The organism is Kurthia gibsonii, assembly GCF_006539985.1.
Lineage (GTDB): Bacteria > Bacillota > Bacilli > Bacillales_A > Planococcaceae > Kurthia > Kurthia gibsonii.
The window spans coordinates 76,184-102,318 of sequence record NZ_BJOB01000003.1 but is presented as its reverse complement, the minus strand read 5'-3'; the positions used below and the strand labels follow the sequence as shown (position 1 = coordinate 102,318).

General features: G+C 37.7%; 23 protein-coding genes. 2 read left to right on the top strand and 21 right to left on the bottom strand.

The genetic code is table 11. The features are described from left to right. Nucleotides 1-45: 45 nt before the first annotated feature. From recG to KGI01_RS01785, 5 genes are all read right to left on the bottom strand, one after another. Nucleotides 46-2,094 carry an ATP-dependent DNA helicase RecG gene (recG, locus tag KGI01_RS01805; protein WP_141272771.1) on the bottom strand — a complete coding sequence of 683 codons (2,049 nt, stop codon included), beginning with the start codon at nt 2,092-2,094 and terminating at the stop codon, nt 46-48. After that, complete coding sequence (gene sdaAA, locus KGI01_RS01800) at nt 2,087-2,983, bottom strand: L-serine ammonia-lyase, iron-sulfur-dependent, subunit alpha (protein ID WP_141272769.1); 897 nt, start codon at nt 2,981-2,983, stop codon at nt 2,087-2,089. Before sdaAA ends, recG begins: the two co-directional genes overlap by 8 nt. A gap of 12 nt (nt 2,984-2,995) precedes the next feature. Then, nucleotides 2,996-3,658, bottom strand: coding sequence for an L-serine ammonia-lyase, iron-sulfur-dependent subunit beta (gene sdaAB / locus KGI01_RS01795; RefSeq protein ID WP_068454981.1), 663 nt, complete (start codon nt 3,656-3,658; stop codon nt 2,996-2,998). Nucleotides 3,659-3,913: 255 nt separating this feature from the next. Further along, on the bottom strand, nt 3,914-5,548 hold the full coding sequence (locus tag KGI01_RS01790) for a DAK2 domain-containing protein (RefSeq protein ID WP_141272767.1): 1,635 nt from the start codon (nt 5,546-5,548) through the stop codon (nt 3,914-3,916). A gap of 18 nt (nt 5,549-5,566) precedes the next feature. Further along, nucleotides 5,567-5,929 (bottom strand): Asp23/Gls24 family envelope stress response protein, encoded by a 363-nt coding sequence (locus tag KGI01_RS01785; protein WP_068454983.1) that lies wholly within the window; start codon nt 5,927-5,929, stop codon nt 5,567-5,569. Nucleotides 5,930-6,292: 363 nt separating this feature from the next. On the opposite strand from KGI01_RS01785, the gene rpmB reads away from it, so the two are divergent. Further along, the gene (gene rpmB / locus KGI01_RS01780; RefSeq protein ID WP_068454984.1) at nt 6,293-6,481 is read left to right on the top strand and encodes a 50S ribosomal protein L28; all 189 of its coding nucleotides are present in this window, start codon (nt 6,293-6,295) and stop codon (nt 6,479-6,481) included. A gap of 55 nt (nt 6,482-6,536) precedes the next feature. On the opposite strand, the gene KGI01_RS01775 is transcribed toward rpmB, so the two are convergent. The 15 genes from KGI01_RS01775 to KGI01_RS01705 all read right to left on the bottom strand — a co-directional run bounded on the left by KGI01_RS01775 (nt 6,537) and on the right by KGI01_RS01705 (nt 23,311). Next, the gene (locus tag KGI01_RS01775; RefSeq protein ID WP_141272765.1) at nt 6,537-7,193 is read right to left on the bottom strand and encodes a thiamine diphosphokinase; all 657 of its coding nucleotides are present in this window, start codon (nt 7,191-7,193) and stop codon (nt 6,537-6,539) included. Beyond that, nucleotides 7,190-7,855, bottom strand: a complete 666-nt coding sequence (gene rpe, locus KGI01_RS01770) for a ribulose-phosphate 3-epimerase (protein WP_068454988.1) — start codon at nt 7,853-7,855, stop codon at nt 7,190-7,192. Before rpe ends, KGI01_RS01775 begins: the two co-directional genes overlap by 4 nt. A gap of 2 nt (nt 7,856-7,857) precedes the next feature. Next, nucleotides 7,858-8,739: a ribosome small subunit-dependent GTPase A gene (rsgA, locus tag KGI01_RS01765; RefSeq protein ID WP_141272763.1), complete on the bottom strand. Its 882-nt coding sequence runs from the start codon at nt 8,737-8,739 to the stop codon at nt 7,858-7,860. Nucleotides 8,740-8,757: 18 nt separating this feature from the next. After that, nucleotides 8,758-10,719: a Stk1 family PASTA domain-containing Ser/Thr kinase gene (gene pknB / locus KGI01_RS01760; protein WP_141272761.1), complete on the bottom strand. Its 1,962-nt coding sequence runs from the start codon at nt 10,717-10,719 to the stop codon at nt 8,758-8,760. Beyond that, complete coding sequence (locus KGI01_RS01755; RefSeq protein ID WP_141272759.1) at nt 10,706-11,476, bottom strand: Stp1/IreP family PP2C-type Ser/Thr phosphatase; 771 nt, start codon at nt 11,474-11,476, stop codon at nt 10,706-10,708. The genes pknB and KGI01_RS01755 overlap by 14 nt, the downstream gene beginning before the upstream one ends. A 14-nt stretch (nt 11,477-11,490) precedes the next feature. Further along, nucleotides 11,491-12,603, bottom strand: a complete 1,113-nt coding sequence (gene rlmN / locus KGI01_RS01750) for a dual-specificity RNA methyltransferase RlmN (protein WP_141272756.1) — start codon at nt 12,601-12,603, stop codon at nt 11,491-11,493. Nucleotides 12,604-12,660: 57 nt separating this feature from the next. Next, nucleotides 12,661-14,082: a 16S rRNA (cytosine(967)-C(5))-methyltransferase RsmB gene (rsmB, locus tag KGI01_RS01745; protein ID WP_141272754.1), complete on the bottom strand. Its 1,422-nt coding sequence runs from the start codon at nt 14,080-14,082 to the stop codon at nt 12,661-12,663. Next, complete coding sequence (fmt, locus tag KGI01_RS01740) at nt 14,079-15,020, bottom strand: methionyl-tRNA formyltransferase (protein WP_141272752.1); 942 nt, start codon at nt 15,018-15,020, stop codon at nt 14,079-14,081. The genes rsmB and fmt overlap by 4 nt, the downstream gene beginning before the upstream one ends. A 2-nt stretch (nt 15,021-15,022) precedes the next feature. Then, the gene (gene def, locus KGI01_RS01735) at nt 15,023-15,520 is read right to left on the bottom strand and encodes a peptide deformylase (RefSeq protein WP_141272750.1); all 498 of its coding nucleotides are present in this window, start codon (nt 15,518-15,520) and stop codon (nt 15,023-15,025) included. 19 nt (nt 15,521-15,539) lie between these two features. Then, nucleotides 15,540-17,948, bottom strand: coding sequence for a primosomal protein N' (priA, locus tag KGI01_RS01730; protein WP_141272748.1), 2,409 nt, complete (start codon nt 17,946-17,948; stop codon nt 15,540-15,542). Continuing rightward, entirely contained in the window at nt 17,945-19,150 is a 1,206-nt protein-coding gene (gene coaBC / locus KGI01_RS01725; protein ID WP_141272746.1) for a bifunctional phosphopantothenoylcysteine decarboxylase/phosphopantothenate--cysteine ligase CoaBC, read from the bottom strand. The genes priA and coaBC overlap by 4 nt, the downstream gene beginning before the upstream one ends. Before the next feature lie 84 nt (nt 19,151-19,234). Then, a complete protein-coding gene (gene rpoZ, locus KGI01_RS01720) occupies nt 19,235-19,459 on the bottom strand; it encodes a DNA-directed RNA polymerase subunit omega (RefSeq protein ID WP_068455013.1) in 225 nt (74 codons plus the stop codon). 5 nt (nt 19,460-19,464) lie between these two features. Next, entirely contained in the window at nt 19,465-20,082 is a 618-nt protein-coding gene (gmk, locus tag KGI01_RS01715) for a guanylate kinase (RefSeq protein ID WP_068455018.1), read from the bottom strand. Nucleotides 20,083-20,132: 50 nt separating this feature from the next. Further along, complete coding sequence (locus tag KGI01_RS01710; RefSeq protein ID WP_307723173.1) at nt 20,133-20,996, bottom strand: YicC/YloC family endoribonuclease; 864 nt, start codon at nt 20,994-20,996, stop codon at nt 20,133-20,135. A gap of 176 nt (nt 20,997-21,172) precedes the next feature. Beyond that, the gene (locus KGI01_RS01705; RefSeq protein WP_218026234.1) at nt 21,173-23,311 is read right to left on the bottom strand and encodes a M28 family peptidase; all 2,139 of its coding nucleotides are present in this window, start codon (nt 23,309-23,311) and stop codon (nt 21,173-21,175) included. A gap of 189 nt (nt 23,312-23,500) precedes the next feature. Here KGI01_RS01705 and KGI01_RS01700 point away from each other — a divergent pair, with 189 nt between their 5' ends. Continuing rightward, nucleotides 23,501-25,198 (top strand): Rqc2 family fibronectin-binding protein, encoded by a 1,698-nt coding sequence (locus tag KGI01_RS01700; RefSeq protein ID WP_141272742.1) that lies wholly within the window; start codon nt 23,501-23,503, stop codon nt 25,196-25,198. Between the two features lie 46 nt (nt 25,199-25,244). Here the strand turns inward: KGI01_RS01700 and KGI01_RS01695 are convergent, their stop codons facing one another. Beyond that, entirely contained in the window at nt 25,245-25,940 is a 696-nt protein-coding gene (locus KGI01_RS01695) for an aminoglycoside 6-adenylyltransferase (RefSeq protein ID WP_255314705.1), read from the bottom strand. Nucleotides 25,941-26,135: the final 195 nt, after the last annotated feature.

Sequence of the window (26,135 nt, the reverse complement as noted above, 5' to 3'; positions counted from 1 at the left end):
AAGAGAATGCAAGTGTTGTTTTTTAAACACCTAACATTCTCTCGCTTAATCAATTCGTTCGCCTTCTAAAATACCAGATGATTCAATCACTCGACGTAATGGTGCATAAGCTTCTTCTTGCCAAAAAGCTTCAGAAGCTACAAAGTTTGCTGCGTCTTGTCTTGCCGTTTCAAGCGCACGATAGTCATGTACCAAGTCTGCTACTTTGAATTCTGGTAAACCACTTTGTTTACGTCCGAAGAAATCCCCTGGTCCACGCAGTTCCAAATCTTTTTCAGCTAATCTAAAACCATCTGTCACTTCAACCATGGAAATCATACGTTCTTTACCCTCTTCGCTTTTTGGATCAGCAAGTAAAATACAATAGGATTGATGTTCTCCACGCCCTACACGTCCTCGCAACTGATGGAGTTGTGCTAAACCAAACCGTTCAGCATCGTAAATGACCATAAATGTTGCGTTTGGAACATTCACACCAACTTCGACAACGGTTGTAGAAACTAATACATTAAGTTTTCCTTCACTAAACTCACGCATAACAGCATCTTTTTCTTCTGATTTCAAACGCCCATGCATGAGCCCTACTTTGTATTGTCCATGGAATACCGTTGCAAGTTGTTGATAGACATCCATCGCATTTTGCACATCAAGCTTATCTGATTCTTCGATTAAGGGACAGATGACATATGCTTGTCTTCCCGCTCGTAATTCATGTGCCATCTTTTGTAGGACTTGATTAAATTGTTCATGCTTCACCCAATTGGTCTCAATTTGTTTTCGACCTGCTGGCAATTCATCAATAATCGATACATCCATCTCGCCAAAAGCAGTAATCGATAATGTACGTGGAATTGGTGTTGCTGTCATAAAGAGAACATCGGGATTGTCACCCTTCTCTTTTAAAATGCGACGCTGTTCCACACCAAAACGATGTTGCTCATCTGTAATGACTAAGCCGAGACGATTAAAAATAACAGTTGGTTGAATTAACGCATGCGTTCCCATAAGAATGTCAATTTCTCCATTTTCTAAACGACTTAAAATCTCACGACGCGCTTTCGCCTTAGTAGAGCCTGTCAATAATGCCAGTCTTACACCGAAAGGTTCCAGCCACACCGCTAAATTCTCTGCATGCTGTTCTGCCAAAATTTCAGTTGGAGCCATTAATGCACCCTGGAAACCTGCTGTAACAGCGGCATAGAGCATGGCTGCTGCTACGACTGTTTTACCCGAACCAACATCACCTTGAAGTAAACGATTCATTCGATGAGGTGCACGTAAGTCGGTACAAATCTCATTAACAACGCGTTTTTGTGCGCCTGTTAATTCATATGGTAGTGCATCAAAAAAATCACGTAATTTTTCTACATCATACGCAATAGCAATACCTTTTTCGTCTTCTTTACGCGTTTTACGAAGTGCTTGGATTTTCAATTGAAAATGAAGTAATTCCTCGTAAACAAAACGTCGTCTCGCTTGTTTTGTATCTTGGAGTTGTTTTGGAAAGTGAATACCTTCGAGTGCTTGTTGAATTGTTTGTAAACGATACTGTTCTAATAATTCAATAGGTAGTGTTTCTTCTATATAACAGCCATATTGGTCGAGTGCCTGTCGCATGAAATGTCTAAATTTCGTTTGCGATAATTTGCCCTTTACGCTATAAACGGGTTCAAAATCAGCTTGTTCATCTTTTGTACCGAATGTAATCTTTGTACCATTAATCACTTGGCGACCTCGGTCCCATTTTCCCGTTACAGTGACCATCATACCTGGCTCTAATTTGTTTTTCAAATAACCTTGATTGAAAAATACGACCTTAATTAAATGTCGCCCTGCTAACATTTGTACTTGTAGCCGCGATTTTTTATGACCTAAAAATAAGACAGTTGGGACGCTTTCAATACGCCCCTCTACTGTCACACGTTCATTATGCGGTGTTTCTGCTAGGTCTTTTAATCGAAAATCTTCATGACGATAAGGGAATGTCCAAATCAAATCTTCAATCGTATGAACATTCATTTGTTCTAGTTGTTCAGCTACTGCCTTTCCGACACCATTCAATTCAGTAACTGGTTGTGTTAATTCGTTAGCCACGACTCGCTGTTGCTGTTCCAAAAATACGTTTTTCTAACCATTTACCTGTTGGTGTCGCTGCTAATCCGCCCTGTGCTGTTTCACGTAAAGCGACAGGCATCGTTTGACCGATTTTATACATCGCATCAATGACTTCATCTGTTGGAATTCGACTTTCAACACCTGCTAAAGCCATATCGGCTGCGACCATCGCATTCGCTGCCCCCATCGCATTACGTTTAACACATGGTACTTCAACTAAACCTGCTACTGGGTCGCAAACAAGACCAAGCATATTTTTTAAAGAAATTGAAAATGCGTGTGCACTTTGTTGTGGTGTACCGCCAGCCATTTCCGTAATTGCTGCTGCTGCCATCGCTGCCGCTGAACCTACTTCAGCCTGACAACCACCTGCTGCACCTGAAATCATGGCATTATTGGCAACCACTTGACCGAATGCTCCTGCAGTAAATAAGAAGCGAATCATTTCTTCACGTGTTGGGTTTAATTTATTTTTTACCGCAAAAAGTGTACCTGGTACAACACCAGCTGATCCTGCTGTTGGTGTTGCACAAATTGTTCCCATTGCTGCATTTACTTCATTTGTTGCAACCGCTTTACTCACTGCATCTAATAAAAAATCACCTGAAAGTGCTTTACCTGTCTTCATGTAATTTTGAATTAAGACTGCATCATTTCCTGTTAAGCCTGTTACAGATTGAACACCTTTTAGTCCCCGTTCAACTGCAGCTTCCATAACTTCTAAATTACGGCTCATTTGTTCCATGATTTCTTCACGTGTACGTTCTGAGACAATTATTTCTTGCTCGATCATAATTTCAGAAATCAATTTATTTTCTTTTTCTGCGCGCTCAACTAAATCACGCACATTACGAAATAGTACTTCCATTATGAACGCCTCCTAATTTTTAATTCTCGTCACTTTTGTGATGTTTGGTAATAGTTCAATTTCAGCTAATATTTCTGGTGATACATTTTGGTCTACTTCAATGACCATTAAAGCCATATTGCCACGCTCTTTACGAGATACTTCCATATGTCCAATATTAATCGCATATTTTGCTAAACATACTGCAACATTTGCTACTGTACCTGCTCGGTCTTCATGTACAACTAAAATTGCAGCCATCCCGCCTGACATGCGTAATGGGAAACCATTCAGTTCAGCAATCTCAATCGAACCGCCACCAATAGATACACCGACCATACTCATTTCTTTTTCACCATCACCAATTTCGATGCGTGCTGTATTGGGATGTTCCACACTGCCTGTTTCAGGAATAAATTCAAACGTTAAACCTAAGCGCTCAGCTTCTTCAAATGATGTTTTAATGCGCTCATCATATGTATCATAGTCAAGCAAACCACCAATAATCGCAACATCTGTTCCATGTCCTTTGTATGTTTCAGCAAATGATCCATAAAGATGGATTTTTGCCCATGTTGGCTGTTTGCCAAATAAATCTCTTGCTACACGTCCTATGCGAGCTGCTCCTGCTGTGTGTGATGAGGACGGTCCAATCATAACGGGTCCGATTACGTCAAAAACCGATGTGAACTTCATAATTTTTCCTCCTTACATGTCTATTCTCTTACTCATATTACAACATATGCACTTAAAACCCAAACAATTTAGACAAACCCGATATTAAAAATCCGTTTTTTTCTATAGTTTTCGCTATTATGTGCAGTTTTTTTACTTTTTCAGATTATTCAGTCACAATTTTTAATTTTTAAATATAACTTATTTTTGCGCCGAATAAAGAATTCAAAGGAGGAATCGCACAATTGCACGATTCCCCCTCTGATTTCGTTCATTTTATTCTACTGAGAAAATAAATGGATAAAGTGGTTGTTTTCCATCATGTACTTCCACTTCAACATCTCCATAATTTTCTTCAATGTATGAAACAACTGCTTCTAGTTGTTCTTCATCTACATCTTCACCATGAATAACTGTAACGATTTCAGCATCTTCATCTACCATTGTATCAATGATATGTTGTGCTGCCTCTTGTAAAGAAGGTGTTGCTTTGACAATCTTACCTTCTTCCATAGCCATAAAGTCATCTTTATGGATTTCCACACCGTCAATTGATGTATCACGTACAGCAAATGTGATTTGACCTGTTTTTACTTCTTTCATTGCTTGAGACATTGTTTGTTGGTTATCTGCCACAGAAGCTTCTGGATTAAATGATAGTAACGCTGTTAATCCTTGTGGAATTGTTTTTGTTGGCACAACAGCAGCTTCAATCTCTAATAGCTCCGCCGCTTGTTCTGCTGCCATGACAATATTTTTATTGTTCGGTAAGATTAATACTTTTTCAGCACCAATCTCTTGAACTGCTTTTACGATATCTTCCGTTGAAGGGTTCATCGTTTGTCCGCCTTCAATTACATAAGAAGCACCCATACTTTCGAATAAAGCTTTAATTCCCTTACCCATCGCTACTGTTACAACAGCATAAGGCACTTTTTTAACGGCTTTATGTTCTTCGCCTACAATCGCTGTATGTTGTAAACGCATGTTATCTACTTTAATTTTTACAAGGCTACCGTATTGGTGACCATATGAAATGACTTCACCAGGTGTTTCAGAATGAATGTGAATTTTCACAACTTCATCATCTGCAATCACAAGTAAAGAGTCTCCGAAGTGACTCATATCTTCTCGGAATTTTGCTTCATCAAATGGTTTTTTATCATCTTCAAAACGAACCATGAATTCAGTGCAATAGCCATAAACGATTTCAGATGTATCCATGAAATCTTGTACTGTATGATGTTCTGCATTAATTAGGTCGTCCATTGACTTCATTTCTGTTTTAGCTGGTAGCGCTTCACCTTTTAAGCTTGCCAAAAAACCTTCATAAACGAATAGAAGACCTTGACCCCCACTATCAACTACGCCTACTTCTTTTAAAACAGGTAGTAATTCTGGTGTTTGGTTTAAAGCATCCTGTGCAGCTACAACGATTTCTTCCATTAACTGAATTAAATCATCTGTTTGTTCAGCAGATTTGACTGCTTGTTCGGCTGCTAAGCGTGCTACCGTTAAAATTGTACCTTCTACAGGCTTCATAACAGCTTTATATGCCGTATCTACACCCTGTTGGAATGCCTGTGCAAATTGTTTTGCATCTAGCACATCCTCTTGTTCTACTGCTTTACCGAATCCACGGAAAAGCTGTGATAAAATCACACCAGAGTTACCACGAGCGCCCATTAATAAGCCTTTTGATAATGCTTGTGCAGTTTTTCCAATACTTGCATTTACTTTTGCGGCTGTTTCTTTTGCACCAGATGTCATCGATAGGTTCATATTTGTACCTGTATCACCATCTGGTACTGGGAATACGTTTAGTGCATCTACATAGTCTGCATTTTGAGATAAGTGATGCGCGCCCATTTGTACCATTTCCGCAAATTTTATTCCGTCTAATGACTTCATTTGAATAAGTTCCTCCTCTTACACGTTCGCTACACGAACACCTTGCACATAAATATTAACTGAGCTTACTGACATACCAATTGTTTGATCGAGCGTATATTTTACTTTTGATTGCACTTGATATGCGACCTCAGAGATTTTTGTTCCATAACTAACAATGACATACATATCTACGTGTAGTTCTTCTCCTGATTGACGCACAACTACACCTCTAGCAAAATTCTCTTTACGCAAGATATCTGTTAAGCCATCACGTATTTGATGTTTACTAGCCATTCCTACAATTCCATAACACTCGATTGCTGCGCCGCCTGCAATTTGTGCCACAACGTCATTTGAGATCTCGATGTTACCGAATTCATTTTGTAATTCTACTGACATGATTTTGCCCCCTGAATTAAAAATTAATTAATGTTATTGTACCCTTTTTTTCAATCATTCAACAACTTCTAGACATACAGTGACTATTATACATCACTAAATACTATATATTAAGCTTATTCATACAGAACGTAAAGTAATTTCTAAAAAAACAAGACGTTCGTCACAATTTATGCTACAGAAAATGGATATTGCTTGGAAAAGGGAAGAAGTTTTGAATTTTTTTTAGGTGTAAAGGTTTTTTTCTTGAAAGGCTGCGAAAATCAGTTGCAATGTAATATCGTGTATGTTAAATTATTAAAGTATGTGAAATATCGAAGTGAAACATGAACTTTCAACTTCTTATAATAGGAGGGAAATAATATGCCAAAACAATGTGTAATTACTGGACGTAAAGCGCGTACTGGTAACAACCGTTCTCACGCTATGAACTCTAGCAAACGTACTTGGGGTGCTAACCTACAAAAAGTTCGTATCTTAGTTGATGGTAAACCGAAAAAAGTATGGGTTTCTGCTCGTGCTTTAAAATCTGGTAAAGTAGAACGCGTTTAATTCTATTTAAAAAAGGAAGTCACTCTGCTGAGCGACTTCCTTTTTTGTGGTCTTTTTAAGCATCTTTACTTTGAATCATCAAACAAGTCCCTTTTGTGAACGTTGCTGTCGCAAAGTCTGCTAAAATTTCGTTACTTGTAAAACGACTTGAACCAATCGGGATATCTAAATCTGTCGTTTCATACTTTACACCACGTAAAGTCATTTTTTCAACTGCTTCTCCAAATGGATAGAAAGATAAATAATCATATGATGCATCTTTTGTAATTTGATGTGTACCTGCAAATAAAAACTGTAAACGATTCGTTTTATTCATAATATAAATCGGCGTTTGTGGAAATTGTTTTTGCATACGATATACTGTGTGTAGATTCGATTCATAATGATCTAAACGTCCACCTGTCACACCTGTTACGTAAATACATGTTGGTGAAAATTCTAACGCTTTTAAGATGGCTAGTTCAGTATCTGTTTCATTCTTTTCAGCTTGAAAACCCTCTATCTCCTGAACACTCTCTTTTACAGTAAGCCACTCTTCTTTCGTCATCGAATCAAAATCCCCTACTGCTGCGTATGGCGTAATTCCTGCTTCTAATAAAGTGATGGCCCCATGGTCTGCACCGATGTATAATATATCTTCATGCGCAAAAAGGAAACCGTCTAAAACGATTTCCTCTGTTGGACCACCCGCTACAACATAGACAATGGTCATTTGATTGCGTCTTCTCCTGCTTTTAAAATTGATTGTAGCGCTGTTTGACGGTCTTCTTTACCGAAAATAGCCGAACCTGCTACAAAGATTGTTGCTCCCGCTTCTGCACATGGTACAATTGTTTCTGCAGTGATTCCACCATCAATTTCAATTTCTACATCTAAATTACGTTGTTTAATCATATATGATAATTCAGCAATTTTCGGAACAACTGAATCGATGAACTTTTGACCACCAAAACCTGGGTTTACAGTCATCAATAAAACAAGGTCAATATCTTCTAACACATGTTTAATTGTCTCAATTGGTGTATGTGGGTTTAAAACAACGCCTGGCTTTACGCCGTATGAACGAATTAATTGAATCGTACGGTGTAAATGACGACAAGCTTCTACGTGTACTGTAATATATTCTGCTCCTGCTTTTGCGAACTGCTCAATATATTGGTCTGGGTTCTCAATCATTAAATGTACATCTAATGGTAAGTTTGTATAAGGTTTGATTGCATCCATAACAAGCGAACCAAATGAAATATTCGGTACGAAATGTCCGTCCATTACATCAATGTGTAATAATGTTGCTCCTGCTGCTTCTACTTCTCTTACTTCTTCACCTAACTTCGCAAAGTCTGCTGCTAAAAGTGATGGGGCGATTTTAATCATCCTTAATACCTCGGCTTTCTATCGATAATTTCTTGTAAAAATTGAAGGTAATGCTCATAACGGCTTGCTTCAATTTCTCCAGATTCTACTGCGTCTTTTACAGCACATTTTGGTTCTTTTACGTGTAGACAACCTCTAAACTTACATGCTTCTGATGTACGTTGAATCTCAGGGAAGCATCCTGTTAACTCTTCCTTCTCAATTGTATCAAAATCGAATGAACTAAATCCAGGTGTATCCGCAACTAACCCACCAGCTACTTCAATTAACTCAACATGACGCGTTGTATGCTTACCACGTCCTAGATGTTCTGAGATAATCCCTGTCTTTAAATCCAACTCTGGCATAAGTGTATTTAATAACGTAGATTTTCCTACCCCCGACTGACCTGCTAAAACCGTTGTACGATTTGCTAGTAAAGGCGTAATCTTATCCAATAATGAAGAATCATCTTTAAATGTCGTCATCACATCATAACCAATAGCCTCATATTGTTTTTGATAACTTTGAATTGCAGCTATTTCATCTTCTTCTAATAAATCCATCTTTGTTAAAAGAATAACGGGTTGCACGTGGAAAGACTCAAGTACAACTAAAAAGCGATCTAATAAAATCGTATTGAAATTAGGTTCTTTAACCGAAAAAACAAGGATTGCTTGGTCGACATTCGAAATGGGCGGTCGTACAAGTTCATTTTTTCGTTCTTCAATTTCCATAATTACCCCGTCATTGTTACCTTCTACTTCGTATGTGACGAAGTCTCCAACAAGAGGAGTAATTCCACGCTTACGAAATACACCACGTCCTCTTGTTTGAATGACTTGTCCATCATCATACACATAATAAAAACCACTAAGTGCTTTTCGAATTTGGCCTGTTGCCATACAGCACCTCCCTATTTTTTATACATCATCATATTCAATTGTTTCTTCATATTCAACTTCACCGTCAATTAATACTTTATACGATGCATTTTTACCTTCTTCAATTTCAAGTGTAATGCGTTTTTCCATATCATCTTTAATACGGAATTCTTGCGCTACCTTATCTCCATTATGTGTACGATCTTGTAAATAGATTTGAACAACTTGATAACTCGCTTCCTGTCCGTTCGCATCTTCTTCAGGGTCAAAATCAAGATCGAGTTTCTTCATGTAAAGTTTTACTGGTTTTTCTTTTTGACCTTTCGAAAGTACTACATTGATTGTTGAACCTACTTTTAACGTCGTACCCGCTTCAATATTTTGCGACATCACTTTTCCAGCTTCTAGATTTTCTGAATAATCTTCACCAGTGATTTTAATATTAAAGCCTGATGAATTTGCATAGGTTTTAAGTGCCGCTTCATCAAATCCAATGAGATTCGATACAACATTTTGTTTTTCACCTTGACTAATTGTTAAAACAACATTTGTTGCACTTGGTACAATTTTTTTACCTGCTGCAGGTGTATGTTTAATAACGTCATCATATTCCTCTGTTGAATATGCTTTTTTAATCGTTACTTGTTTAAAGCCTTTTTTCTCTAGTAATGTTTTCACTTGATCTACATTTTTACCTGTATAATCTTGCATCGCTACTTTTTCTTTGCCCGAACTTACGATTAAATTAACCTCTGTGCCCTTTTTAAGCTTTGAACCTGCTTCTGGATCTGTTCCGACAATGTCACCCTCTTTGACAATATCAGAGGTTTGCGCTGTTTGTGTGCCAATTGTAAAACCAGCAGTTTGTAGTGAATCAATCGCTTCATCTAGTGTTGCATTGTGAACATCAGGTACTTCAACATTTTTACCTGTTATAATACTCGGATTCATGAATAAAACGAGTCCAATTGCAACAATAAGAGCAAAAATAGTTAATATAACATACAAACCTTTTTTCTTTTTCTTCTTTTTCAGAGGTACTTCTTGCGTTGGTTCAGGTGATACAGCGATTGTTTTTTCTAAATCTTCTTCTTGTGGAATAGGACGTTCTTTAATCGCAGGCATCGCACGTGTTGCATCATGATCTTCTGGAATCATGAATTTTGGTTCGTGTATACGCTCAGGTGATAAAACTGTTTCTAAATCTTCGTGCATCTTTTCCACTGTAAAATAGCGATGTTGTGCATCTTTAGCGGTTGCTTTTAAAACAACATTCTCTAAACTTTGTGGAATCGTCGGTACAATCGCTCGTACAGACGGTGTTTCAGACTGTAGATGTTTGAGTGCAATCGATACTGCTGACTCACCAGAGAACGGTAATTCACCTGTTAATAATTCATACAATACAATACCAAGTGAATAAATATCCGATTTCTTTGTTGCAATACCACCACGTGCTTGTTCAGGTGATAAGTAATGTACAGTTCCTAAAACTGAATTTGTCTTTGTAAAGGATGTAGCAGTTAATGCCATCGCAATACCAAAGTCAGTAATTTTCACATTACCTTCTTCATCCATCAAAATATTTTGCGGTTTAATATCACGATGAATAATTTGATTTTGATGTGCCATCGCAATTGCTGACGTCAATTGCTTCATAATTTCAACGCTGCGTGCTGGCTCTAACGGTGCATATTGTGTAATGTATTGCTTCAATGTCATTCCTTTAACATACTCCATCACAATATATTGAAGACCTTCTTCTTCACCCACATCATAAATACTAACAATATTTGGATGATTTAAGCTTGTAGCAGATAATGCTTCACGTTGAAAACGTCGATGTGCTTCTTCTTCATTACTAAAGTTATTATGTAGAATCTTAATTGCTACATCTCGATTTAAAATCATATCGTGTGCTAAATACACATTCGACATACCGCCGCCACCAATTACTTCTAGAAGTTTATAGCGACCATTAATTCTCTTACCTATCAGCAACTTCGGCACCTCCATCTCCTAGAGGCTGTGCAAGGATAACAGTAATATTATCTTCACCACCATGATCGTTTGCCAGCTGCACTAATTCTTTTCCTTTTTCGTCGATTGATTGCCAAGAGGTAATGACTTTATGTAATGCTTGCTGATTTACTTTATTCGTTAAGCCATCTGAACAAATGAGTAAATATTCATTTGGCTTAAATGTATATTCATAAAAATCAGGTTCAATTACATCTTCTGTTCCTAATGATTTAATAATATAGTTTTTTTTCGGATGCGTTTCAGCTTCTTCTTCACTAATTTCACCACTATCGACTAAAATATTCACATACGAGTGATCTCGCGTAATCATTTCAATCGTTTCGTCATCAATATGATAGGCACGACTATCGCCAACATGACAAATAGACGCTTCATTTCCTACAATTACAGCAGCAATTAGCGTCGTTCCCATACCTGTACAATTTTCATGTGTCATCGCATATTGATATACGTGACGGTTCAAATCAACAACTGTTTCAAAGAGCCAATCTTTACGATTTGCTGCGGTTGAAAATTCCTCGTCATCGACTTGTTCAAATCTTTCTTTAAAACCTTCTACAGTTAATGTACTGGCAACATCCCCAGCATTATGTCCACCCATTCCATCTGCTACGATGGCTAGGTGGATTTGATTATTGCTGCGGGAAATGACAGTTGCGCGATCTTCATTGACTGACCTTCTTTGCCCGATATCACTTTCAACGGTATACCTCACAACTTTCACCTCATTTAGTGTGCAGTTTCTTCTGTACGTTCTTGTGCACGTAATTGACCACAAGCAGCGGCAATGTCTGAACCTTGTTCACGACGAATTGTTACATTAATTCCACGATCTTTTAATGCCTTTTCAAAAGCAAAAATGCGATTACGCGATGTACGGATATAATCGCGTTCTGGCACGTAGTTAATTGGAATTAAGTTCACATGGCATTTTACATCTTGGATTAAATCTGCTAATTCATTCGCGATTTCAACTGAATCGTTTTGTTCGGACATTAAACCATACTCAAAACTTACACGACGACCTGTTTTTTGCGTGTAATATTTGACAGCTTTAATCAGTTCATCTAATTTATAAGCTTTTGCGATTGGCATTAATTTTTGACGTGCTTCTTGGTTTGGTGCGTGCAATGAAACTGCAAAATTAATTTGTAATTCTTCATCTGCAAATTCATAAATTTTTGGTACGATTCCTGAAGTTGATACAGTGATGTGACGCGCACCAATATTTAATGATTGCTTATGGTTAATAACACGTAGGAACTGCATCATATTATCGTAGTTATCAAACGGTTCACCAATACCCATAATAACGATACTTGATACGCGTTCATCTACTTCGTCTAATTGACGTTGTACTTTAACAACTTGTTCGATAATTTCACCAGCTAATAGATGACGTTTTAGTCCACCTAATGTTGACGCACAGAATGTACATCCAATACGACAACCTACTTGTGTTGTTACACAAATTGAATTTCCGTAATTATGGCGCATTAATACCGTCTCAATTGAATAACCATCTTGTAATTGGAATAGGAATTTAATCGTACCATCTGTTGATTCTTGCTTAACTAATGTCGTTAACGTACTTAATTCAAAGTTTGCAGTTAATTTATCACGTAGACCTTTTGATAAATTCGACATCTCTTCAAACGTACCGACACGCTTTACATACAACCAATCATAGATTTGTTTCGCACGGAATGCTTTTTCACCATTGGCTTTTAACCAGTCTTCTAATTGCTCTGGTAAAAGAGAGTAAATCGATTCACGTAAGACTGGTTTTTCTTTTTTTACACGTTTTGTTTCTGTTACTGGTTTTAAATTTTCTTGTTCCACTGTTGGAATCTCCTAACGTTTTGGCTTAGAGGTATTATAACCTGTTCAGCACTTCATTTATGCTTTTTTCTCAAAGGCTGCTACAAAAAATCCATCGCTATTAAAATCTTGTGGGAATACTTGCATCATACCTGTTTCACGTAATTCCGTTAAGGCTTCTGGTGCATTTACTACCGGCGCAAGTACAAGATCTGGATGCTTCTCTAAGAAAGCTTCTACCGTTCCATTGTTCTCTAGTTTATCTATTGTACATGTACTATAGACCATCTTACCGCCCACTTTTAATAGTTCATATGCTGATTCTAACAAATCAAGTTGAATCGCATGTAATGAAGCAAAATCCGCTTCACTTTTTGTATATTTAATATCTGGTTTGCGACGAATAACGCCTAAACCACTACATGGCGCATCGACTAAAATACGATCAAACGACTCTTTTTCAAAAGCTTCGGTCGATTTTCGTCCATCCATTACTTGCGTTTGAATGATTGATAAACCAAGACGATCTGCATTTTGCTGAATTAACTTCATCTTATGCTGATGTAAATCCGTCGCAATAAGTTCACCTTCGTTATTCATCTTCTCTGCAATATGCGTTGTTTTCCCACCAGGAGCTGAACACATATCATATACACGCATGCCGGGTTCGACATCTAGTGCATATGCTGGAATCATCGAACTCTCATCTTGGATTGTAATGACACCATCTTTAAATGCTTGTGATTTTGCCGGTTGTCCTTCTACAATGTGTAAACATTCTGGAATGGTTTGACTACGGCGCACGGCATATTTTTCTTCCCATAATGTTTCAAGACCTTTTGTCGTGTCTGCTTTTGTTGCATTGACACGTACAGTTTGTAATGGTGGGAAGTTGTTTTCGATTAATAAGTCTTCGGTCTTTTCTACACCGAATGCATCGATATAACGACGAACTAACCATTCCGGGTGGCTTGTTTCGATTGAAATACGTGTTGTCACATCTTCAATTTTTGTCGTATCTTGTACACCTTCACGTAAAATAGAGCGTAAAATACCATTCACTGTTGCACTGACACCGCGATGTCTCGCACGATGTTTAGCAATCTCAACCGCTTCATTTACAGCCGCATGGTCTGGAATTTTGTCTAAATACACAATTTGGTATAAAGAAAGACGTAATAACCAACGAACCCAGTCATCTAGTTTACCACGAACATACGGTTCAAGATAGTAATCAAGTGTCATTTTATATTGTAATGTACCGTAAGTTAGCTCGGTTAAAAGACCGCGATCTTTTGCATCAATTTTATATTTTTCAATTGTTTGGTGTAACAAAAGGTTACTATAGGCTTGACTTTGATCAACAGCGAGTAAAATTGTTAACGCTGCATCACGTACATTGCCATTCCAAATAGCTGACTTACCTTTTTTTGCTTGTGCGCCTTTATTTCCGTTGGCTGCTTGACGTGCACGCTTTTTTTCTGTTTTTGCTTTACTCATTCAAAGTGATCCCCAATCTCCAATTTCGACCCTACACCATTTAAATAATTGACTGCTGGCATCGCTTTTTTTCCTGCTGGTTGTAATTCTAAAATATCAATCGCTTGTCCTTCACCGGTTGCCACAGTGAAGAATTTTTTCGATTTTGAAATAACCGTACCTGGTTTTTCATTTGTTGTTTGATCTGAAGGCTTTGTTGCCCAAATTTTCACATTCTCACCATTTAATGTTGTATAAGCAACCGGCCATGAGTTTAATCCGCGTACTTGGTTGAAAATCGTACGCGCTGATTTTGTCCAATCGATGCGCTCTTGTTCACGTGAAATATTTGAAGCAAACGTCACTTGTGATTCATCTTGCACAATGCGTTCATTCGTACCTGCAATAATCGCTGGTAATGTTTCTTTTAATAAGTCGCGCCCAACCATACTTAATTTATCGAATAATTGCTCCGTTGTATGCGTATCGTGAATTGGAATTGCTTTTTGTGAAATGATATCACCTGCATCTAACTTTTCAGCCATATACATAATCGTTACGCCTGTTTCTTGTTCACCATCTAATACAGCTTGGTGAATGGGTGCGCCACCACGATATTTCGGTAGTAATGAGGCATGAACATTAATACAACCAAGCTTCGGTGCATCAAGCAATGCTTTCGGTAAAATTTGGCCAAATGCAGCTGTTACAACTAAGTCTGCACCTAAGTCAATAATCTGTTGTAATTCTTCTGAACCACGTAATTTTTCTGGTTGAATAACCGGTAAACCTAACTCAATTGCTGCTGCTTTTACAGGTGGTGGTGTTAACACACGTTTACGACCAACAGGACGATCTGGTTGTGTCACAACTGCTTTAATGTCATAACCTTCTGCATGGAGCATCTGCAAAATCGGCACAGAAAATTGAGGTGTTCCCATAAATACAATCGATGTCATACTTATTCTTCCTCCTCTTCATAAAGTGCTTCTAGTTCTTCTTTTGTCAAAATACGTGTAATTTTCGAGTCGAATAGTACACCGTTTAAATGATCAATCTCATGTTGTAAAACGCGTGCGTCATAGTCATATGCTTCGATTTCAAATAGATTACCATTACGATCTTGCGCTTCTACACGAATACCATTTGAACGTTCTACTTCGCCAAATAATCCTGGGAAGCTTAGGCATCCTTCTACATCAACATTTGTATCAACTGAGTATTCGATAATTTCAGGGTTGACGATTTCTAAAATCTCACGTTCTTCCCCAATCTCAAGTACAGCTGCTTTAATGCCTTCATTCACTTGTGGTGCGGCAATTCCTACGCCATCTGAATCAACCATTGTTTCATACATATTATCTAAAAGCGTCGCCAATTTTTCATCAAATTGTGTTACTTCTTTTGCAGGTGTTGTTAAAACATCTGCTGGATTTTTAATAATCGGTAAAATAGCCATTGTTTCCTCTTTTCTACTGCTAGATGGATGTCGGGTCTAAATCGACGGTCATTAGAACACCCTTTTTCATCCAATCTGTACGGTATATCTTAATTAATTGTTTTAATACATCATGTAATTGTGGTTCTCTTTTATATTTTATCAAACATTGATAACGATATCTATTTTGGATTCTGCTAATGGAAGCAGCGGTTGGTCCAATAATTTGTACTTGGTTCGATAGATGCTGCCCAATATATTCATGTACTAAGGAAGCATATTCTGCTGCGAGCATAACATCTTCATGGCTCACCTGAATTAAGACAACATAATAATATGGTGGATATGAAAAACGACGTCGAATACGCATCTCTTGTTCGTAAAAAGGTTCAAAAATTTGCTCTTTTGCTAATTCAATCGCATAGTGTTCTGGTTCATACGATTGAATGATCACCTCACCTTGCAATTCATGTCGACCTGCTCGTCCACTTACTTGTGTGAGTAATTGATACGTTTTTTCTGCTGCTCTGAAATCTGGTAAGCGAAGTGATGTATCTGCACTCATAACACCGACTAATGTAATACGCGGAAAATCCAAACCTTTTGCAATCATCTGCGTACCAAGTAAGATATCTGCCTTCCCTTCACCAAAATCATTCAACAAACGTTCATGCGCACCTTTTTGACGTGTCGTATCCACATCCATTCGAATAACGCGTGCCTCTGGAAAAACTTTATAAATCTCACTTTCAATCTTCTGTGTACCCGTTCCAAAGAAGCGAATATGTTCACTTTGACATTCTGGACATTCGGTCGGAACAGGCTTTTCATCTCCACAATAATGACATTTTAACTTTTCACTACTGCGGTGATATGTCATGGAGATATCGCAATTGTTACATTGAACAACTGTACCACAATCACGACATAAGACGAATGAAGAAAATCCACGTCGATTTAAGAATAAAACAATTTGTTCCTTTTTCTCTAATCGTTCTCGAATGGCATCTGCTAATGCTCTTGAGAACATCGAGCGATTCCCTGTATGCAATTCTTCACGCATATCTATGACCTGTACAGTCGGTAATGCTTGTGTTTTTGCACGTTGTTTTAATGTTAATAGATGATATACACCTTTTTGCGCGCGTGCAAAGCTCTCTAATGCAGGTGTTGCACTTCCTAAAATAACAGGACATTGATAATGCATACCACGCCAAATGGCTACATCGCGTGCATGATATCTCGGCGTATCTTCTTGTTTATATGTTGTTTCATGTTCTTCATCGAGTATAAGTAAACCGATATTCGTAAACGGTGCAAAAATTGCAGAACGAGCCCCTACTACTACTTTCACTTCACCACGTTGCATTTTTCGCCATTCATCGTATTTTTCGCCTTGTGATAAACCACTGTGCATGACTGCCACAAGTTCACCAAAACGCGCGCGAAATCGTTCTGTCATCATCGGTGTAAGTGAAATTTCAGGTACGAGCACAACCGCTTCTTTTCCTTGATCTAATGCATGTTGAATCGCACGCAAGTAGACTTCTGTCTTCCCACTACCTGTAATGCCATGTAATAAGAAGGTCTCTGGTTGCTGTTCATTCATTTTCTCTGTAATTACATCGAGCGCCACTTGCTGCTCATCCGTAAGTTGCAAAGCATAAGAAGGTGTAATCTCCTGCGTAAAAGGGTCTCGGTATAGCTCTTCTTCAACAAACTTTCCAACCCCTAGTTCCACAAGTGCTCTTTGAACAGAAGCGGATATAAAAATTTCATCTGCTAGATATTGTGGTAAAAAACGCTCACCCACATGTTCCATACACCATTCAATGGCTTGCTTTTGCTTGCGTGCGCGATTAGAAAGTTCCTCATGTTTTTGCTGTAAAAAAGTAAGATTTGCATGTACTTCAAACTTGCGAATTGATTTAATACGCCCTTGTTGCTTCACAACTGTCACAATTTGTACTTGTTTAGACTTCACTGCTTTTTTCAATTCAAGTAAGAGTGCTTCCGTTTCAAACAACTTATACGGAACACGCATCTTCTTCGCAAAATGAGCTTGTAAAGACGATGGTAGCATGGATACTTCTACTAAACATTCCACTTGTTTTTCATATTTCGCTCTCAGTGCAGATGGTAGCATCGCTTGTAGTGCGTCAATTTCATAGCAAAGTGTCTGCTTTGTCATCCACTTCGCCATCTCTAACATTTCCTCTGTTAAAACAGGTTCTAAATCAAGTAATGTGGAAATCGACTTCACCTTATTCGATGCGATCTCTGTCTCCTCTGTTACAGAAATGACAAAGCCAAGTACATCGCGATGCCCAAAAGGTACTTTCACACGACTACCTGGCTCAATTAATGATTCCATCTGTTTTGGCACTTCATAATCAAATGGTCGGTCGACTGGATACGCCGCAACATCGACAATGACTTGTGCAATCATTTCATCTGACCTTCTCGTTCTAAAATATGCAAGAGGAGTTGTTTTGCTAATGCTTCTTTTTGAAGAGACGGGAAGCTTTTTACATAACCACCATGTCCAACAAGTGTCACCGTATTTTCATCTGTTCCAAAACCGCGGTCAGTTTGTGATACATCATTCGCTACGATATAGTCTGCATTTTTCTTTTGTAGTTTACCTTGTGCATAGTGAAGGACATCATTCGTTTCAGCCGCAAAACCAATCAATAATTGATGCGTCTTTTTCTCGCCTAATGTTTTTAAAATATCGGTTGTTCGCTCAAGCTCAATGACCGAGTCGCCTTCTTGCTTCTTCATCTTTTGATTCATCGCATTTTTCGGACGATAGTCTGCCACTGCAGCTGTTTTAATCGCTAAATCACTTTGTTCATAGACAGATAATACCGCTTGTAGCATATCTTCTGCACTCTCCACTTGAACAACGGTCATACCTGTTGGTTCAGATAAATCTACAGGCCCTGAAACAAGCGTTACTTCTGCTCCTAAATCACGCGCTGCTGTCGCCATTGCATAGCCCATCTTACCTGATGAAAAATTCGTTAAGTAGCGCACAGGGTCAATTCGTTCACGTGTTGGTCCTGCTGTTACGACAACTTTTTTACCTTTTAGTGGCTGTTCTTTTGGTTCGAAAAATTTTGACACAAGTGCTGTAATTTTTTCAGGCTCTTCTAAGCGTCCTTTTCCAATATAACCACATGCAAGATATCCTTCAGATGGTTCAATAAATGAATAGCCATCTTGTGCTAAACGGTCGATATTACGTAGTACAGCTGGATGATCATACATGTGAACATTCATCGCTGGTGCAATCCATACAGGTGCAGTTGTTGCTAGTAATGTCGTCGTAATCATTTGGTCCGCAATACCATTTGCTAACTTCCCAATCATGTTCGCCGTTGCTGGTGCAACCAACACTAAATCAGGCCAATCTGCTAAATCAATATGTGCAATGACAGATGAGTCTTTTTCGTCAAATGTATCATAAAAAACATCATTTTTACTCATGACTTGAAAACTAAGTGGTTGTACAAATTCCATTGCGGATTCTGACATGATGACTTTCACTTCTGCTCCAGCTTGCGTCAGTTTACTAACAAGTGCGACTGCTTTATAAACAGCAATACCACCTGTTACACAGAGCAAAATCTTTTTATTCGTTAACATATGCTTATCTCTCCTCTATGCACAATCTATCCTAAAAAAGAAGCTCCCAAAGAATAAATCTCTCTGGAAGCTTTGGGAAGAAAATTATACTTCGTCTTCGTAAATAGCTGACTCGTCTTGTTTTTCTTTCGTTAAAACGCCAGCAGCTACTTCTTCAAGAGCTTTCCCTACGTTTTTCACTGATTTATAAGAAGATAGACGCTCTTCTTTACCTTCTTGCATTGCGCGTGCACGCTTTGCAGCTAAACTTACTAAAGAATATTTTGAATCAATTTTTGTTTTTAATACATCTACTGATGGATATAACATGTAGATTATTCTCCCTTCAACATTGCTAAATATTGTTTTTCTACGCGTTCGCGGCGACAATGCTCCGCAACGACAATTGAATTAATACGGTCACAAGCTAATGTAACTTCATCGTTTTCAACGACATAATCATATAAGTTCATCATTTCAAGCTCTTTATTTGCCGCTTCAATACGGTTTGCAATAACTTCCTCCGTCTCCGTTCCACGACCGACTAAACGGTTTTGCAGTTCAGATAAACTTGGAGGCGCTAAGAAAATAAATAGACCATCTGGAACTTTTTCACGAATTTGTGTAGCACCCTGTACTTCAATTTCTAAAAATACGTCGCGTCCTGCATCAAGTGTTTGGTTGACATAGTCAATCGGTGTTCCATAATAATTCCCTACATATTGAGCATACTCAAGTAACTTACCTTGCTCAATTAATGCTTCGAAATCTTCTTTTTCTTTAAAGAAGTAATCAACACCGTCCACTTCGCCTTCGCGCGGTTTGCGTGTTGTCATCGAAATTGAATACTCATAATTCGTATCTGGCTGCGAAAATAGTTCCTTTCGTACAGTGCCTTTTCCGACACCCGAAGGACCTGATAAAACAATCAATAATCCACGTTCTTTTCTCATTTTGTCTCCTTCATCGTTACAAATAATTAATGATACTACTAAAAAAACAATTATTCAATATTTTGAACCTGTTCTCTCATTTTTTCAAGTACCGATTTTGCTTGAACTACTGCAATTGATGCGACAGACGATTGATTTTTAGAACCAATCGTATTAATTTCACGATGTATTTCTTGTAAGAGAAACTCTAATTTACGCCCAATTGGTTGATTGTCTCGTAATGTTTCATCGAGTTGCTCAAAATGACTCGACAATCGATCGAGTTCTTCCGCAATATCGACTCTTTCTGCAAACACTGCAACTTCCGTTAAAATACGGTTCTCCACTTCTTCGGCAGAAGTGATATCTTGTAGTCTTTGCAGGAGTTTTTCGCGATATTTTTCAACTGCTTGAGAAGATACGCTGCGAATCTGTTCAATCTCTTGCATCAGTTCTTGTTTGAAGCCTTGTAATGCTTCATATAATTCCTGACCCTCTCGCTCTCTCATTTGAATAAGCGCTGTTGCAGCTTCAGTTACCGCTTCACTTACTGCTTGTAAAAGTGTTTCATGGGGGATTTCATCTGATTCTACTAAAAAAGCATCTTGCAACCCTAAAATTTCTTGCATCGACCATTCCGCTTCCACAGGCAATACTTGACTTACCTGTTCTCTCGCTTCTTTATAAGCTAGAAGAACGGGAATGTTGACATTAATTTTCGGCGCTTGCTGCTCTTCTTTTTTCAAATTCACTAAAACATCTAGCTTACCTCGTGATAGTAAAGTTGATAGGAGCTTTTTTGTATGAATTTCTGCTTCCATCCATTCTTTCGGGAACTTCGTCGATACTTCTAAAAAACGATGATTCACCGAGCGAATTTCGACGGTTAATCTAAAATGTTCCGTCGTTGTGACACCCCTGCCAAATCCAGTCATACTTCGCACCAAGGTCAGTCACACCCTTCTTTGCATAATAGATTAATTATAGCATAGGTCTGTTTTATTTTGCTTGTAGTTTTATGAAGGAACGTAAAATTCTTAAACAACTAAGCATCTAAAAAAAGAAACCCTGAATTTCCGTTATTTATCATGACAGAAATTCAGAGTGGATACTACATCGCTTCTAATTGTTTACGCAGTGCTTGTACTGCTTTTACTTCTTGTTCATTTGTTTTCTTTAACAATTGTTGTTGCGTTTGAATTGCAGCATCAATTGCTTGGATTTCTTTTGCGAAGTTGGCACCATCTTTTTTAGCTTGTAATGATGCAATGACATCATATAAATCTTCATGTCCCATCACGCGTCCTGCACCCCATTTTAAACGGTCTGCTGGTTGGTCTGTTACATAGTTTGTAAAGTAGTCATATACTTCACGGTCATAATCATATGCATACCAGTTATTATCTACTTTATACAATGATTCATCTAATGCTTTTGAAGCCTTCCCTTTTTCTAATGCTTGTTTAGCTTGTTGAAGTGCTTCGATATTATTTTGTGCATGTTCATGTGGGAAAATTACTTCGTCTTCCCAAGTAAGACGTACAAAATCATCTTGTGCTGATTTAAATGCTGCAAGTAATGCGTCATTTAATTGTTCATTCTCTTTATAAATACGCTCAGCTTCTTTCATATCACCTGCTGCATGAGCTTTTTCATATGAAGCATTCACTTCATCTACTTTGGCATTCAGTTCTTTCGCCACTTTTTTCGTTTCTGCTAATTCATTCAATAATGTTTTAGCGTCGACATCGCTCATCGTATAAATTTTTTCTTTCACGCTTTTTTCCATTTCATCTAGACGTGTTGTAAAGTGAAGTGGTGTCACAGCTTGTTTATCATACGCCATCGCTAACGTACCGTACATATTCATATGATATTTCATTACCTTTTTATTGTACGTGTCATTATTATCATATTGTGAATGATAATGCGTATGCATGAACTGACTATCTTGGAAGTCATTTCGGATTGCTGGAATACCGGCAATCGAGAATGAGAAGTCATCTGACCAAGTTTGTAATGGTGTTACGATGCGAATACCATCTTTATAAATTCCATCAATTGCTGGAACTGTTGGAATGAAATCTGTTAAGAAATCTTTAAATTCATATACCGAGCGAATTTCATTCGTATCCATATGTTCAAATGCAGGTAATTCAAAGTTAATGTTCGCAAAAGTTTGTTTTGCCCATTCTGGATGCACTTTGAAAATTTGATTGTATGCACCTGTAGACCAGTCGTAACGTGAGTTCGATACGCCCCATTCCTCTGCTGCTAATGCATTGAAGATGATGGTCTTATCTGGTTGATATCCACTGTCTTTCATCGCTTTCGCAATTCCTAACATTAAACCAATTGCCGAGTTATCATCTTGGAAACCGTCAAAGTATGAATCATAATGTCCTGATAATAGAATGTATTCATCTTTATGCTTTCCTTCGATTTTCCCGTAGTAGTTATATGTTTTTTGATTCATTTTCACCGTTGACTTCGCATCAAAATCAACCGTCATTTTATTGTTATTCTTCTTCAACGCTTTTTTTAATTCTTTTGCATCTTTTTGTGACATTGAAAATGCAGGTGCATCTTCTGGACCACAAATATCTTGTGCATTCAGTGCTGATTCATCTACTTCACCATATCCACCATTTTGTACGGCAATAACCGCTGCCGCACCTTTTAAATGCGCTTGATATGTTGGGTAGTTAATCCACCATTCTTCACGTTGATTAATATCTATTAACACAAGTTTACCTTTTACATCCAACTTCTCTAAATCATCCGCTGTTCCGCGATTTGCATACACGACTTCATACGACTTTTTACCATTTGTATTAAAGTTCGTTTGATAGCCACCTAAAACAGCTAACTGTTCTTTTCCAGATGTTGTTTTAAAAGATAAATCTGCTTTTTCAAATGTCCAAGAATCTACAGTAATCTCGTCTTTTGTTACTTCTTGTAAACCAAGTGATTTCATCTCTTTCTCAATATGCTCACCTGTTTGTAACTCTGCTTCTGAGCCTGCAGTTCTGTAACCCAACTTTTCATTCGTTTTAAATTGCTCGAGACCTTTCGCAAAGTCATAGGCGTAATTTTCATCTACTTTACTCAGGAATTGTTGTTCTGTTACAACCTCTGTACTTTTTTTCTTGTCGTGTTCAGTCTCGTCTTTTTTATCGGCTGCTGTACATGCTACCAACGACGACGTAACAAGCATTCCCAGCGCTAAAACTCCAAAAAACCTTTTCATCAATCACATTCCTTTTCTATTCAAAATTTTCAAAACAAAATAATTAAACAGTATATGTCAGGAATCGTCAATCTTTTTTGAAAATTAATTTTTAAAATCCTTTAAAAAAACATTTGTTTGCAATACGTGGTACACTAGATTTAACTATATGGAGTGTTGACAAACTCTAGAACGAAAGAGGATTTGACTATGGCTTATGATGGTTTATTTACAATCGCAATGACAAAAGAATTACAACAACTCGTTACAGGTAGAATCGCTAAAGTGCATCAACCAAATGCACAAGAAGTCATCTTTACGATTCGTGCAAATGGAGCAAATAAAAAGTTATTATTCTCAATTCATCCAACATATGCACGTGTACACATGACGGAACAAACAATTGAAAATCCGCCTGAACCACCGATGTTTTGCTCTTTATTGCGTAAACATGTGGAAGGTGGTTTCATCGAGACAATCGAACAACTCGATGCAGACCGTATTTTAAAATTGACGATTTTGAGTAAAAACGAGATTGGTGATCCGATTACACGTTATATTTATGCTGAGATTATGGGACGTCATAGTAACTTAATTATGGTCGATGCAGCGTCTGAAAAAATTGTGGATAGTTTGAAACACTTACCACCTGCTATGAATAGTTATCGTACGGTTCTCCCTGGCTCTATCTATATTGCACCGCCAAAACAAGATAAGTGGAATCCTGTTACAGTAACAGATGAACAACTAGCAGAATTCTTCACTGAAATTCGTGACGCAAAGGAAATCATGCAACAATTCATCGGTTTTTCGCCCCTTCACGCGAATGAATTATTATTTCGCGCGCAAGAACAACAAGTGCCAACGGTTTCCATCTTCCGCGATTTCGTGAATGAATTTGTAGTTGGTGGAACAAAACCAACGTATTTAGAACAAGGAAGAAAAGTGATTTTCTCACCAATTGATTTGCATAGCTTTGAAGAACCAAAAACCTATTACAATACATTGAGTGAATTACTCGATCGTGTATTCTTTGCACGTGCAGAACGTGATCGTGTAAAACAACAAGCAGGCGATTTAGAAAACTGGTTGCAAGCTGAGATTAATAAATTGAAACTGAAACTAAAAAAATTAGATCAAGATTTAAAACGCGCTCAAAACTTAGATCAGTATCAATTATTTGGTGAATTATTAATGGCAAACCTTTATCAATTCGAAAAAGGTGCGAAGTCTGTTACGGTTGAAAATTACTATAGCGAAACAGGTGATAAGATTACGATTCCACTGAGTGAACGTAAAACACCGATTGAAAATGCACAGAGCTATTATGCAAAATACAATAAGTTTAAGCATGCACTTGTCAAAGTGGAAGAACAAATTCAAATTGCGACAGCAGATATTGAATACTTCGAATTGCTTGCACAACAAGTTCAACAAGCGTCTCCTGCTGATATTGAAGAAATTCGCGAGGAATTAGCAGAACAAGGATATATGCGCTTAAAAAAATCGAAACGTCGTAAAAAACCAGTGAAACCAACACCAGAAAAATATGTATCTTCTACAGGTGTGCCGATTTCGGTTGGGAAAAATAATAAACAAAATGATTATTTAACCTTTAAAATTGCACGTAAATGGGAAACATGGTTACATACGAAAGATATTCCTGGTTCACATGTAGTCATTCACTCAGATGATCCGGATGAACAAACGATTTTAGAAGCAGCAACACTCGCTGCATATTTCAGTAAGGCGCGTGAATCTTCGTCTGTACCCGTTGACTATACAGAGGTAAAACAAGTGAAAAAGCCAAGTGGTGCAAAACCTGGTTTTGTTATTTACTTTGAACAAAAAACAGTATTTGTAACACCAGATGAAGCACTTGTGATGCAATTACAAGCAAATACTTAAATCTGAAAAAAGCCTGAGACAAAATCGTCTCAGGCTTTTTGCTTCATTATTTTGATTTCATACCAATACCTCTTTGTTCAAGAATATTTAAGATGTATTGCTTCGTGGCTTCACATTCTTCTGAGTAGTTATAATTATAAGATTCTGCTAATGGTTTTGCATAGCGTTCAAATAAGGTAATCATCGTTTGGAGAGCATCTTTTTGTGCTGTACTACTGCCTATTGCATACGTCGTTCGTAATTCTTCAAAATCCTGTTCATCCATATATTCATGTAAATATTTATAAGCATTGCCTAAATTGACACGCTCTAAATGTAGTTCACTAATCGACCAAGCTATCATACGTAAAAGTTCTTCTCGTATAATTTCAAGGTGTTTCGCTGCATACATAAATTGATGACGCAATATTCCCTTTGCTACATATGTAGCTACCCAGAAAAATTCATTCGTACATTCAAAAAAATCTTGCTCTGATGGTTTTTGAATAATAAAACTCTGTTCATTCGGAATGGGTTGAACTTGTAGACGATGATCTAAATCCATGACAATTTGAACAGTAGACTCCCAATTCAAGTACGCTTCAAATGCATATACGGATGCCATCTTTAAATCGATACGGCTCCCATCTTCAAATAACATTAAAAAAGGATATAACACAAAATCATTTTCTAACTGAATTGGTTCAGGTGTTTGCATAATAATACGTGATCCAAAAGAATCTAACCACGATGATTGTTCCAGCTAGTTAGGTAGATGTGTTGTAAACAGCGTAACATCTAAATCTGAATAGAGATCCTGTCGACCTGTTGCGACGAATCCTTCACGCTCCTTAAAAAAATACTCATTCATGTTCGCCCATGAATGAGTATAATTAGATGTAGAATTACATGTCGATTGTTTACATACGCTTCTTTTTCCACTATCTATAACGGAAAG

Excerpts from the sequence above, each read along its gene's own strand:
- sdaAA (WP_141272769.1), bottom strand. The coding sequence starts at position 2,983 with ATGGAAGTACTATTTCGTAATGTGCGTGATTTAGTTGAGCGCGCAGAA.
- sdaAB (WP_068454981.1), bottom strand. The coding sequence starts at position 3,658 with ATGAAGTTCACATCGGTTTTTGACGTAATCGGACCCGTTATGATTGGA.
- KGI01_RS01790 (WP_141272767.1), bottom strand. The coding sequence starts at position 5,548 with ATGAAGTCATTAGACGGAATAAAATTTGCGGAAATGGTACAAATGGGC.
- KGI01_RS01785 (WP_068454983.1), bottom strand. The coding sequence starts at position 5,929 with ATGTCAGTAGAATTACAAAATGAATTCGGTAACATCGAGATCTCAAAT.
- rpmB (WP_068454984.1), top strand. The coding sequence starts at position 6,293 with ATGCCAAAACAATGTGTAATTACTGGACGTAAAGCGCGTACTGGTAAC.
- KGI01_RS01775 (WP_141272765.1), bottom strand. The coding sequence starts at position 7,193 with ATGACCATTGTCTATGTTGTAGCGGGTGGTCCAACAGAGGAAATCGTT.
- rpe (WP_068454988.1), bottom strand. The coding sequence starts at position 7,855 with ATGATTAAAATCGCCCCATCACTTTTAGCAGCAGACTTTGCGAAGTTA.
- rsgA (WP_141272763.1), bottom strand. The coding sequence starts at position 8,739 with ATGGCAACAGGCCAAATTCGAAAAGCACTTAGTGGTTTTTATTATGTG.
- rsmB (WP_141272754.1), bottom strand. The coding sequence starts at position 14,082 with ATGAGTAAAGCAAAAACAGAAAAAAAGCGTGCACGTCAAGCAGCCAAC.
- fmt (WP_141272752.1), bottom strand. The coding sequence starts at position 15,020 with ATGACATCGATTGTATTTATGGGAACACCTCAATTTTCTGTGCCGATT.
- def (WP_141272750.1), bottom strand. The coding sequence starts at position 15,520 with ATGGCTATTTTACCGATTATTAAAAATCCAGCAGATGTTTTAACAACA.
- priA (WP_141272748.1), bottom strand. The coding sequence starts at position 17,948 with ATGATTGCACAAGTCATTGTCGATGTTGCGGCGTATCCAGTCGACCGA.
- coaBC (WP_141272746.1), bottom strand. The coding sequence starts at position 19,150 with ATGTTAACGAATAAAAAGATTTTGCTCTGTGTAACAGGTGGTATTGCT.
- rpoZ (WP_068455013.1), bottom strand. The coding sequence starts at position 19,459 with ATGTTATATCCATCAGTAGATGTATTAAAAACAAAAATTGATTCAAAA.
- gmk (WP_068455018.1), bottom strand. The coding sequence starts at position 20,082 with ATGAGAAAAGAACGTGGATTATTGATTGTTTTATCAGGTCCTTCGGGT.
- KGI01_RS01710 (WP_307723173.1), bottom strand. The coding sequence starts at position 20,996 with ATGACTGGATTTGGCAGGGGTGTCACAACGACGGAACATTTTAGATTA.
- KGI01_RS01705 (WP_218026234.1), bottom strand. The coding sequence starts at position 23,311 with ATGAAAAGGTTTTTTGGAGTTTTAGCGCTGGGAATGCTTGTTACGTCG.
- KGI01_RS01700 (WP_141272742.1), top strand. The coding sequence starts at position 23,501 with ATGGCTTATGATGGTTTATTTACAATCGCAATGACAAAAGAATTACAA.